General features: G+C 63.7%; 4 protein-coding genes and 3 rRNA genes. 5 read left to right on the forward strand and 2 right to left on the reverse strand.

Annotated elements, in window-relative coordinates; all coding sequences use genetic code 11:
* Positions 1-57: 57 nt before the first annotated feature.
* Positions 58-555: a hypothetical protein gene (locus QE392_RS10475; protein WP_307451404.1), complete on the reverse strand. Its 498-nt coding sequence runs from the start codon at positions 553-555 to the stop codon at positions 58-60.
* Positions 556-696: 141 nt separating this feature from the next.
* Positions 697-1,182, reverse strand: coding sequence for a hypothetical protein (locus tag QE392_RS10480; protein WP_307451406.1), 486 nt, complete (start codon positions 1,180-1,182; stop codon positions 697-699).
* 74 nt (positions 1,183-1,256) lie between these two features.
* On the opposite strand from QE392_RS10480, the gene mfd reads away from it, so the two are divergent.
* From mfd to QE392_RS10505, 5 genes are all read left to right on the forward strand, one after another.
* On the forward strand, positions 1,257-4,844 hold the full coding sequence (mfd, locus tag QE392_RS10485; RefSeq protein ID WP_307451408.1) for a transcription-repair coupling factor: 3,588 nt from the start codon (positions 1,257-1,259) through the stop codon (positions 4,842-4,844).
* A 589-nt stretch (positions 4,845-5,433) separates the two neighbouring features.
* Positions 5,434-6,955, forward strand: a 16S ribosomal RNA gene (locus QE392_RS10490).
* Between the two features lie 426 nt (positions 6,956-7,381).
* Positions 7,382-10,496: ribosomal RNA gene (locus QE392_RS10495) — 23S ribosomal RNA — on the forward strand.
* Positions 10,497-10,597: 101 nt separating this feature from the next.
* Positions 10,598-10,714: ribosomal RNA gene (gene rrf / locus QE392_RS10500) — 5S ribosomal RNA — on the forward strand.
* Together the 16S, 23S and 5S rRNA genes form the textbook arrangement of a ribosomal RNA operon.
* Before the next feature lie 368 nt (positions 10,715-11,082).
* Complete coding sequence (locus tag QE392_RS10505) at positions 11,083-12,288, forward strand: MFS transporter (protein WP_307451410.1); 1,206 nt, start codon at positions 11,083-11,085, stop codon at positions 12,286-12,288.
* Positions 12,289-12,337 lie beyond the last annotated feature (49 nt).

Below are 12,337 nucleotides of genomic sequence, written 5' to 3' on the forward strand. Positions count from 1 at the left end.
GGGCACGAAAGAGAAGACCCCGACCTCGGAGAGGACGGGGTCTTCGGGGTCGAGCAGTTACAGGGTGGAGCCGACACCGGCCGCCGCACCGATGCTGAGAGCGGCGATGACCACGATCCCGCCGAGCACGGCGATGATGATCGCGGCGATACCCCAGCCGCGGCCGCGGTTCTTGACCGCTGCGATGATGCCCTGGATGAACCCCCAGAGGCCCAGGATGCCGTAGATCGCGAACGCGGCGACCGACAGACCGGCGACGGCGACGGCGGACTGCTGGACTTCCGGGGGAAGGGACTCCGGATCGACCTGCCCCGCGGAGGGATCGACGTACTGCGCGATGCCCGCGGCCTGCAGCCCGGCCGTGTAGGCCAGGATCGCACCGACGACGACGGCGAGAAGGGAGGCGACGAAGGCGATGATGCCGAGCCTCTTCGACACCGGCGCCCGGTGCTCGGGGGCGTACGCGGGAGCCGCATATCCACCCGGCGCCGCCGGAACCTCGCTGCGCGTGGGGGGAGGGGTGTACGGCTCCGGCGGAGGCGGTGTGGTGCTCACGGGATGCTCCTCTGGTGTCGGCGGGCGGGTGCGCCCGGTTCCGTGTCCGGCGGGCGCGTCGCACCCGTCGCCGCGAGTGTAGGCACGCGGGCGGCGCGAGCCGGGAGGGGTGGACGCCCGCCTCTCGGCGCGGTAGCGGGGTCAGACCGCGGTCGTCCCGCCCGACATCGTCGCCAGTCCCGCCACGAGACCGACGGCGACCAGACCGCCGAAGACCGCCGGGCCCAGCGCCGCGACGACGATGGCGGCGATACCCGCTCCGCGCGCGGACCGCAGCACCGCCGCCATGGTGCCGAGCACGAGCGCGGTGACGCCGATGACGGTGCCCGCCCAGAAGGCGGTCTCGCCGACGAGCACGACCTCGCGCACCGGTGAGAGGACGCGCCAGTCCAGCGCGCCCGAGGGGAGCGTCTCGAGCCCCGGCCCTGCGCCGCGGGCGGTCCGGAACGCCGCGAAGCCCCCGATGGCGGATGTCAGGACGGTGGCCACGACCGACAGCACCAGCGCCCAGACGCCCAGGGGGCGCCGGCGACGGTGGGGTGGCGGGGGAGTGAGAAGCGTTCCGACCGGGGGCGCCACGTGCGGCGCGGCGAAGACCGGGCCGTTCGGCGCGCTCGGGGAGGTCATGCCGTCACTCTACGAGACACCCCCGCCGTGCCCGACTCGGCCCGATGTCGGAGCCCCCGCGTACACTCATCCGAGTGACAATTCCCGGGATCGTGCGCGCCCTCGAGCAGGCTGAGTCGTACCGCGAGGCCGCATCCGCGGCATCCGCCGACCTTTCTCTCTCCCTCGTCGACGGCCTCGACGCCCCCGTCATCGCGGGGCTCGTCGAGCGGCGGCGTGCCGCGGGGCAGCCCGGCGCCGTGCTCGTGATCGCCCCGACCGGGCGCCGCGCCGAGTCCCTGGGGCCGGCTCTGGATGCCGTGCTCCCCGGTGCCCACGTGCTGCATTTCCCCGCATGGGAGACGCTGCCGCACGAGCGCCTCAGCCCCAGCCCCGAGACGGTCGGTCGGCGCCTCGACGTGTTGCGCCGGATCGCCGCCTGGGACGGGGAGACTCCGCTCGTCGTGACCGCGTCGGTCCGCAGCGCTCTCCAGCCCCTCGCCCCCGGCCTCGGCGGTGTCGAACCGGTCGAGCTCGTCGTCGGCGGTCGCGGGCACGAGCTCGAGACGGTGACGATGCGCCTGGTCGAATTGGCCTACCACCGCGTCGACATGGTGTCGCGTCGCGGCGAGTTCGCGGTGCGCGGCGGCATCCTGGACGTCTTCCCGCCGGTGGCCGACCACCCGTATCGCGTGGAGTTCTTCGGCGACGAGGTCGACCAGATCCGCGCCTTCTCCGTCGCCGATCAGCGCTCGCTGCCGGGCGAGGTCACCACGGTCACCCTCGTGCCCAGCCGCGAGTTGCTGCTCACCGCCGAGGTGCGGGCGCGCGCCGCCGAGCTGCGCGACGGTTACCCGGGGCTCCGGCAGCTGCTCGAGAAGATGGCCGAGGGCATCCCCGCCGAGGGCATGGAATCGCTCATCCCGGTGCTCGTCGACGACCTGATCACCCTTGTCGACTACCTGCCCGGCGGCAGTGCGGTCGCCCTCGTCGACCCCGAGCGTTCGCTCGCCCGCGCGACGACCCTCGGCGACACCAATCGCGAGTTCCTCGAGGCCGCCTGGTCGGCGGCCACCGCCGGTGCGGACACCCCGGTCGACCTCGACTCCGGCGACTTCGTCACCCTCGACGACTTGCACGAGCGGGCCAGTGGTCGCGGGGGAGTCTGGTGGCAGCTCAGCGCCTTCGACTCGGGCGCGGCGGATGCCAAGGACGAGGGTCTCGTCGTCGGCGACGCCTCCGCTCACCGCATCAAGGCCGACGCCGTGCCGTCGTTCCAGGGCAATGTCGACGGCGCGACGGCCCACGTCGGCCAGCTGCTCGCCGACGGGTGGTCGGTGGTGGTCACGGCATCCGGACCCGGCATGGTCGACCGCGCCCGCGACGTTCTCGCCGAGCGGGGGATCGCCGCGCGCCGCGTCGACGACGTGCGCACGGTGCCCGAGCCCGGGGTGGCGCACGTCGTGTGCGCACCGCTCGAGCGCGGTTTCGAGCTCTCAGAGGCGCAGTTCGCCGTCATCACCGAGACGGAGTTCTACGGGCGGTCGGTGAGCGGCGACAACCGCGGGGTGAAGAAGCTGGCGTCGCGCCGGCGCAACGTCGTCGACCCGCTGCAGCTCAAGCCGGGCGATGTCGTCGTGCACGCCACTCACGGCATCGGCAAGTTCATCGAGCTGACGCAGCGCGAGGTCTCCAGCGGGGGGCGCAACGCCGTGAAGACGACGAAGGAGTACCTCGTCCTCGAGTACGCCCCGTCCAAGCGCGGCTACCCGGGCGACAAACTCTTCGTGCCCACCGATCAGCTCGACCTGCTGTCGAAGTACGTCGGCGGCGAGGCGCCCACCCTGTCCAAGATGGGCGGCAGCGACTGGGCCGCGGCCAAGGGGCGCGCCCGCAAGGCCGTCCGCGACATCGCGGTCGAGCTGGTGAAGCTGTACTCGGCGCGCATGGCATCCAAGGGCTACGCCTTCGGCCCCGACACCCCGTGGCAGCGCGAGCTCGAAGAGGCCTTCCCGTTCGCCGAGACGCAGGATCAGCTGCAGACGATCGACGAGATCAAGGCCGACATGGAGAAGCCGATCCCGATGGACCGCCTGCTCTCGGGCGACGTGGGCTTCGGCAAGACCGAGGTCGCCGTGCGCGCAGCCTTCAAGGCCATCCAAGACGGCAAGCAGGTCGCCATGCTCGTGCCGACGACGCTGCTGGTCAAGCAGCACCTCGAGACCTTCGCCGAGCGCTTCGCCGGATTCCCCGTGACGGTGCGCCCGCTGTCGCGCTTCCAGACCGACAAAGAGGCGAAGGCGACACTCGCGGGCCTGACCGACGGCACGGTCGACATGGTCATCGGCACGCACCGCATCCTCACCGAGAAGGTCATCTTCAAAGACCTCGGGCTGATGATCATCGACGAGGAGCAGCGCTTCGGCGTCGAGCACAAGGATCAGCTCAAGAAGCTCAAGACCAATGTCGACATCCTCGCGATGAGCGCGACGCCCATCCCGCGCACGCTCGAGATGGCGGTCACCGGCATCCGGGAGATGTCGACGCTCGCGACCCCGCCCGAGGACCGGCATCCGATCCTGTCGTACGTCGGTCCTCGCAACGACAAGCAGATCGCCGCCGCCATCCGCCGCGAGCTGCTGCGCGAGGGACAGGTGTTCTACGTGCACAACCGCGTGTCGTCGATCCAGCGGGTGGCCGCGCACCTCGCCGAGCTCGTGCCCGAGGCGCGCATCGTCGTCGCGCATGGACAGATGGGCGAGCACGCGCTCGAGCAGGTCGTCGACGACTTCTGGGAGCGCCGCGCCGACGTGCTCGTGTCGACGACGATCATCGAGACCGGTCTCGACATCTCCAACGCCAACACGATCATCATCGACCGCGCCGACAAGTACGGTCTGTCGCAGCTGCACCAGCTCCGCGGGCGCGTCGGTCGTGGGCGCGACCGCGCGTACGCGTACTTCTTGTACGACGAGATGAAGCCGCTGTCCGAGACCGCGGCCGACCGCCTCGAGACGATCGCCGTCAACAACGACCTCGGCTCCGGCATGCAGGTGGCGCTCAAAGACCTCGAACTGCGCGGGGCGGGAAACCTTCTCGGCGCCGAGCAGGCCGGGCACATTGCCGGCGTCGGCTTCGACCTGTACCTGCGCATGATCGGCGAGGCCGTGTCGACGTTCCGCGGGGAGGACGTCGACGGTCCCACCGAACTGCGCCTCGAGTTGCCGGTCGACGCGCGTCTGCCCGAGTTCTACATCGACAGTGAGCGGCTGCGCCTCGAGGCGTACCAGAAGCTGTCGGCTGCGGCATCCGCCACCGCCAAGGACGACGCGATCGACCTCGTGGTCGAAGAGCTGCGCGACCGCTACGGCGAGCCGCCCGCGGAGGTCGAGGGACTCATCGCCGTCGCCCGATTGCGTCGGCGCGCGGCTCAGGCGGGGCTGGCCGACGTCGTCGCGATGGGCTCGAATCTGCGCATCGCGCCCGCCGATCTCGCCGAGTCGATGCGGGTGCGCCTGCAGCGGCTGTACCCGAAGGCGAAGCTGGTGGCGGGAGGGGATGCCATGGTGGTGCCGCTCCCGCAGGATGCCGACGACGCGAACCTCATCGCCTGGGTACGTCAGCTGCTCGACGCGCTGTGGCCGCTGCCGGCGGACAAGAGCGCCGAGACAGCGAACGCCTGATCCCCGTTCCGGGAGAGCGCCGGACTATGCGGGCCCGGTCGACGTCACGTCGGCCGGGCCCTCGTCGTTCACCGCGTCGTTCGGCGGCTGGGGAGCGCGACACGCCCGGGGTGAGGTGTCGATTCGACCGATCCGGAGTCTCGACGTAATGTTTTACCTGTTCGCCCCACAGGGGAGAGCGGAGCGGCCGAAAGGCCCCGCTTCCTCTCAAGCGGCGAACCACCCAAAACCTCCTCCAGATGGTGCATGGTTTTGGTCGGCCGTTCGGCTGGTCCCCGAGGTTGATCTTCTCAGATCCCACTGCGGAACCGGGCGCGAAGGGCTGTTATAGAAGTGAACTGCCTCACGGGTAGGTCGAGAGATCGTTTCTGTGGGTGCGTCCGTTCCTTGAGAACTCAACAGCGTGCACTTGTCAAATGCCAATTTATTCCTCGTCGGTCTGACTTTTGTTGGATTGCGAGAAATTCCTTTCGATCAAAGACCAATCCTTTTGGGGGTTGGCGATGGATACGTCAGTAATGATGTTTCTCTTTGGTCAGTTTCGAACTCGCTGCGGTCGCCGTTTTCCCGGTGGTTGTGGTTTTTTTCTTTTACGGAGAGTTTGATCCTGGCTCAGGATGAACGCTGGCGGCGTGCTTAACACATGCAAGTCGAACGGTGAAGCCAAGCTTGCTTGGTGGATCAGTGGCGAACGGGTGAGTAACACGTGAGCAACCTGCCCTGGACTCTGGGATAAGCGCTGGAAACGGTGTCTAATACTGGATATGAGCTCCTTCCGCATGGTGGGGGTTGGAAAGATTTTTCGGTCTGGGATGGGCTCGCGGCCTATCAGCTTGTTGGTGAGGTAATGGCTCACCAAGGCGTCGACGGGTAGCCGGCCTGAGAGGGTGACCGGCCACACTGGGACTGAGACACGGCCCAGACTCCTACGGGAGGCAGCAGTGGGGAATATTGCACAATGGGCGGAAGCCTGATGCAGCAACGCCGCGTGAGGGATGACGGCCTTCGGGTTGTAAACCTCTTTTAGCAGGGAAGAAGCGTGAGTGACGGTACCTGCAGAAAAAGCGCCGGCTAACTACGTGCCAGCAGCCGCGGTAATACGTAGGGCGCAAGCGTTATCCGGAATTATTGGGCGTAAAGAGCTCGTAGGCGGTTTGTCGCGTCTGCTGTGAAATCCCGAGGCTCAACCTCGGGTCTGCAGTGGGTACGGGCAGACTAGAGTGCGGTAGGGGAGATTGGAATTCCTGGTGTAGCGGTGGAATGCGCAGATATCAGGAGGAACACCGATGGCGAAGGCAGATCTCTGGGCCGTAACTGACGCTGAGGAGCGAAAGGGTGGGGAGCAAACAGGCTTAGATACCCTGGTAGTCCACCCCGTAAACGTTGGGAACTAGTTGTGGGGACCATTCCACGGTTTCCGTGACGCAGCTAACGCATTAAGTTCCCCGCCTGGGGAGTACGGCCGCAAGGCTAAAACTCAAAGGAATTGACGGGGACCCGCACAAGCGGCGGAGCATGCGGATTAATTCGATGCAACGCGAAGAACCTTACCAAGGCTTGACATACACCAGAACACCGTAGAAATACGGGACTCTTTGGACACTGGTGAACAGGTGGTGCATGGTTGTCGTCAGCTCGTGTCGTGAGATGTTGGGTTAAGTCCCGCAACGAGCGCAACCCTCGTTCTATGTTGCCAGCACGTAATGGTGGGAACTCATGGGATACTGCCGGGGTCAACTCGGAGGAAGGTGGGGATGACGTCAAATCATCATGCCCCTTATGTCTTGGGCTTCACGCATGCTACAATGGCCGGTACAAAGGGCTGCAATACCGTGAGGTGGAGCGAATCCCAAAAAGCCGGTCCCAGTTCGGATTGAGGTCTGCAACTCGACCTCATGAAGTCGGAGTCGCTAGTAATCGCAGATCAGCAACGCTGCGGTGAATACGTTCCCGGGTCTTGTACACACCGCCCGTCAAGTCATGAAAGTCGGTAACACCTGAAGCCGGTGGCCCAACCCTTGTGGAGGGAGCCGTCGAAGGTGGGATCGGTAATTAGGACTAAGTCGTAACAAGGTAGCCGTACCGGAAGGTGCGGCTGGATCACCTCCTTTCTAAGGAGCATCTGGCACTCGGGGTTCTTCGGGATCGTGGGTGTCCAGGCGCCAGGTCAGCACCGAATGTGTGCTGCTGGTTAGCTCATGGGTGGAACATTTGACGAGGCCTTTTTGGTGGGGGTTTCTGCTTAGTACATCACTTCGGTGGTCGGAACGGTGGGGGCTCACGCTGGTGGGGCGTGCACGCTGTTGGGTCCTGAGGGGCCGGGCGCTGATCGCGCTAGTCGGAAGGCTGGGGTGGTTGGTGTTTGTTCCTCTTGGGCCTGTTCTGGTGCCGGTGTTCCGGTGGCTGGGGTGGGTTCCGCCCGTACTTTGAGAACTACACAGTGGACGCGAGCATCTTCCATGCAACTCTTTGGGGTTGTGTGGTGAAGATGATCTTAAAGATCATTAGTCAATTTTTTGACGATTCAACTCATGTGATTTCAAGTCTTTAAGAGCAAACGGTGGATGCCTTGGCATCTGGAGCCGAAGAAGGACGTAGCAATCTGCGATAAGCCTCGGGGAACTGATAAGCGAGTTTTGATCCGAGGGTGTCCGAATGGGGAAACCCCGCCAGGGCGCGTGCGTACCTGGTGACTCCCGCCTGAATATATAGGGCGGGTAGAGGGAACGTGGGGAAGTGAAACATCTCAGTACCCACAGGAAGAGAAAGCAACAGCGATTCCGTGAGTAGTGGCGAGCGAAACCGGATCAGGCTAAACCTCATGCGTGTGATACCCGGCAGGGGTTGCGTGTGGGGGGTTGTGGGACTTTTCGGATTGTTCTGCCGGACAGTCGACGTGACAAGAGGGTATAGACGAACGGTTTTGAATGGCCGGTCATAGAGGGTGCGAACCCCGTAGTCGAAATGCTTGTTCTTGGCGTGAAGAGTATCCCAAGTAGCACGGGGCCCGAGAAATCCCGTGTGAATCTGTCAGGACCACCTGATAAGCCTAAATACTCCCAGATGACCGATAGCGGACAAGTACCGTGAGGGAAAGGTGAAAAGTACCCCGGGAGGGGAGTGAAATAGTACCTGAAACCGTTTGCTTACAAACCGTTGGAGCCTCCTTTGTAGGGGTGACAGCGTGCCTTTTGAAGAATGAGCCTGCGAGTTAGCGATACGTGGCGAGGTTAACCCGTGTGGGGTAGCCGTAGCGAAAGCGAGTCTGAATAGGGCGATTTCAGTCGCGTGTCCTAGACCCGAAGCGAAGTGATCTATCCATGGCCAGGTTGAAGCGACGGTAAGACGTCGTGGAGGACCGAACCCACTTAGGTTGAAAACTGAGGGGATGAGCTGTGGATAGGGGTGAAAGGCCAATCAAACTTCGTGATAGCTGGTTCTCTCCGAAATGCATTTAGGTGCAGCGTTGCGTGTTTCTTGCCGGAGGTAGAGCTACTGGATGGCCGATGGGCCCTACAAGGTTACTGACGTCAGCCAAACTCCGAATGCCGGTAAGTGAGAGCGCAGCAGTGAGACTGTGGGGGATAAGCTTCATAGTCGAGAGGGAAACAACCCAGACCACCAACTAAGGTCCCTAAGCGCGTGCTAAGTGGGAAAGGATGTGGAGTTGCTTTGACAACCAGGAGGTTGGCTTAGAAGCAGCCACCCTTGAAAGAGTGCGTAATAGCTCACTGGTCAAGTGATTCCGCGCCGACAATGTAACGGGGCTCAAGCACGCCACCGAAGTTGTGGCATTGACATTTTTGGTAGGCCTTCGTGGTCCAGCCGTGTTGATGGGTAGGAGAGCGTCGTGTGGCGAGTGAAGCGGCGGGGTGACCCAGCCGTGGACGCTACACGAGTGAGAATGCAGGCATGAGTAGCGAAAGACGTGTGAGAAACACGTCCTCCGAAAGACCAAGGGTTCCAGGGTCAAGCTAATCTTCCCTGGGTAAGTCGGGACCTAAGGCGAGGCCGACAGGCGTAGTCGATGGACAACGGGTTGATATTCCCGTACCGGCGAAGAACCGCCCCAGTCAATCCAGTGGTGCTAAGAGTCCTAGCTCGGAATGTTCCGGATCCCTTCGGGGTGATGGTCGTCCGTGTGAACGCTCGACCCCATGCTGGTGCGGCTAGCGTATTAACAGGTGTGACGCAGGAAGGTAGCCCAAGCCAGGCGATGGTTGTCCTGGTGCAAGTGCGTAGGCCGACTCTTAGGCAAATCCGGGAGTCATGCAGGCTGAGACACGATGCGGATAAAAAGTGGGTGATCCTATGCTGCCGAGAAAAGCATCGACGCGAGGTTCTAGCTGCCCGTACCCCAAACCGACTCAGGTGGTCAGGTAGAGAATACCAAGGAGATCGAGAGAATCGTGGTTAAGGAACTCGGCAAAATGCCCCCGTAACTTCGGGAGAAGGGGGGCCATCCACTTATTAGGACTTAGCTCCGAAAGGGTGTGGTGGCCGCAGAGACTAGTGGGTAGCGACTGTTTACTAAAAACACAGGTCCGTGCCAAGTCGCAAGACGATGTATACGGACTGACGCCTGCCCGGTGCTGGAAGGTTAAGAGGACCGGTTAGCCGCAAGGCGAAGCTGAGAATTTAAGCCCCAGTAAACGGCGGTGGTAACTATAACCATCCTAAGGTAGCGAAATTCCTTGTCGGGTAAGTTCCGACCTGCACGAATGGCGTAACGACTTCCCAACTGTCTCAACCGCGAACTCGGCGAAATTGCATTACGAGTAAAGATGCTCGTTACGCGCAGCAGGACGGAAAGACCCCGTGACCTTTACTACAGCTTGGTATTGGTGTTCGGTGTGGCTTGTGTAGGATAGGTGGGAGACGGTGAAGCATTCACGCCAGTGAGTGTGGAGTCATTGTTGAAATACCACTCTGGTCACTCTGGATATCTAACTTCGGACCGTGATCCGGTTCAGGGACAGTGCCTGGTGGGTAGTTTAACTGGGGCGGTTGCCTCCCAAAATGTAACGGAGGCGCCCAAAGGTTCCCTCAACCTGGTTGGCAATCAGGTGGCGAGTGTAAGTGCACAAGGGAGCTTGACTGTGAGACTGACAGGTCGAGCAGGGACGAAAGTCGGGACTAGTGATCCGGCAGTGGCTTGTGGAAGCGCTGTCGCTCAACGGATAAAAGGTACCTCGGGGATAACAGGCTGATCTTGCCCAAGAGTCCATATCGACGGCATGGTTTGGCACCTCGATGTCGGCTCGTCGCATCCTGGGGCTGGAGTAGGTCCCAAGGGTTGGGCTGTTCGCCCATTAAAGCGGTACGCGAGCTGGGTTTAGAACGTCGTGAGACAGTTCGGTCCCTATCCGCTGCGCGCGTAGGAAGTTTGAGAGGATCTGACCCTAGTACGAGAGGACCGGGTTGGACGAACCTCTGGTGTGTCAGTTGTTCCGCCAGGAGCACCGCTGATTAGCTACGTTCGGGATGGATAACCGCTGAAAGCATCTAAGCGGGAAGCCGGCCTCAAGATGAGACTTCCATACCCCTTGTGGGTGAGAGGCTCCCAGCCAGACTACTGGGTTGATAGGCCGGATGTGGAAGCGCAGTAATGCGTGAAGCTGACCGGTACTAATAAGCCGATGACTTGATAACACACCTGTTTTTGGTGCTTGCGTCCACTGAGTGGTTCTCGATGTACGGTCGAGAACACAACAATGAATATCGTTGTTGGTTTACGAACACATCAATAGTGTTTCGGCGGCCATAGCGAGAGGGAAACGCCCGGTCACATTCCGAACCCGGAAGCTAAGCCTCTCAGCGCCGATGGTACTGCAGGGGGGACCCTGTGGGAGAGTAGGACACCGCCGGACTTCCTTTACCGAAATGGCCACCCAACGCTGGGTGGCCATTTCGCATATACAGGCACTTATCCCAAGGCGCACGCCACACCCGGGCGCCCCGCAGTCGGGCACGCCAGCCGGCAGCCCCTCAGCTGGGGTACCGCAACAGCCGGCACGCCTCCAGCCGGGTGAGCCCACTCGGAGGCGCCCGCTCGGAGGCGCCCACTCGGAGGCGCCCCGCTCGGAGGCGCCCCACTCGGAGGCGCCCCACCCGGGGGGGGGGGGGGAGATCCACCCGGTCTCGCCCCGGGATGACGAGCACCGGTACGCACCCCGCACTCGGGGCGTGGACATAGACAGCTCGCCGCACCCACACGACCCGAACTAGTGTCGAACGGGTGGGCGACTTCTCTGGGCACGTACCGGGGAGCCGTGAGTACCGACGTCTGCTCATCGCACTGTTCTTCGCCGGCGTCGCCACCTTCGCGCAGCTCTACGCGACCCAGGCCGTGCTGCCGACCATCGCGGCCGATGTTCACACCTCGCCGTCGAACGCGGCGCTCACCGTGTCCGCGTCCACTCTCGGATTGGCCGCGGCGGTCATCCCCTGGTCGACGGTGGCCGATCGCGTGGGTCGCGTCCCCGCGATGAGCATCGGCCTCGTTCTCGCGACGGTCCTCGGCGCGATCACTCCGTTCGCGCATGATCTCGGGACCCTGCTCCTGCTCCGCCTTCTCGAGGGGGCGGCGCTCGGCGCGGTTCCGGCGGTGGCGCTCGCCTACCTCAGTGAGGAGGTCGACGCGCGATACGTCGCGGCGGCGGCGGGGTCGTACATCGCGGGAACCACGGTCGGCGGGTTGTCGGGTCGGGTGGTCTCGGGGTGGGTGGCCGAGGCCGCGGGGTGGCGCTGGGGAGTGGCATCCGTCGTCCTGCTGTGTCTCGTCGCGGCCGTCCTGTTCCTCGCGCTCGTGCCGGCGTCCAGGGGCTTCGTGCCGGGTCGCCTGCGGACGACGAAGGGACCGTCGACCGTACGTCGGCTGTGGCTCAACCTGCGTTCGAACGCGCAGCTCGCCCTGTATGCGCAAGGGTTCCTGCTCATGGGCGCCTTCGTCGCTGTGTACAACTACCTCGGTTTCCACGTCAGCGAGTCTCCGTTCTCCCTGTCTCCGGCCGTCGTCACGTCGCTTTTCCTCGCGTATCTGGCCGGCACCGTGTCGTCGCCGCGTGCGGGCGCGTTGGCCGTTCGTCACGGTCGACTTCCCGTGCTGCTGGGCTGCTCGCTCGTGATGACCGGCGGCGCAGCCCTGATGTTCGTGCCCGCGACCGCCGTCGTGGTCGTTGGCCTCATCGCCTTCACGGCAGGGTTCTTCGGCGCGCACGCCGTGGCATCCGGGTGGACGCCCGTCGCGGCGGAGCCGCAAGCGCGCGCACAGGCGTCCTCGCTCTACTACCTCGGGTACTACGCGGGGTCGAGCGTGTTCGGATGGGCGCTCGGCGTCGTGTACGGCGAGGCGGGGTGGGGATGGTTCCTCGGCGCGGTGCTCGCGATGTGCGCTCTGTCGATGGGCTTGGCGGTGGGGGCGTTGCGGTCCGCGTCGCGATGATCGGAACAGTCAGTGCTCTCGTCGCGCAGGTCAATGCCTGCACGCGTTG

It is taken from the genome of Microbacterium proteolyticum (assembly GCF_030818075.1).
Taxonomy (GTDB): Bacteria; Actinomycetota; Actinomycetes; order Actinomycetales; family Microbacteriaceae; genus Microbacterium; species Microbacterium proteolyticum_A.

Excerpts from the sequence above, each read along its gene's own strand:
- QE392_RS10480 (WP_307451406.1), bottom strand. The coding sequence starts at position 1,182 with ATGACCTCCCCGAGCGCGCCGAACGGCCCGGTCTTCGCCGCGCCGCAC.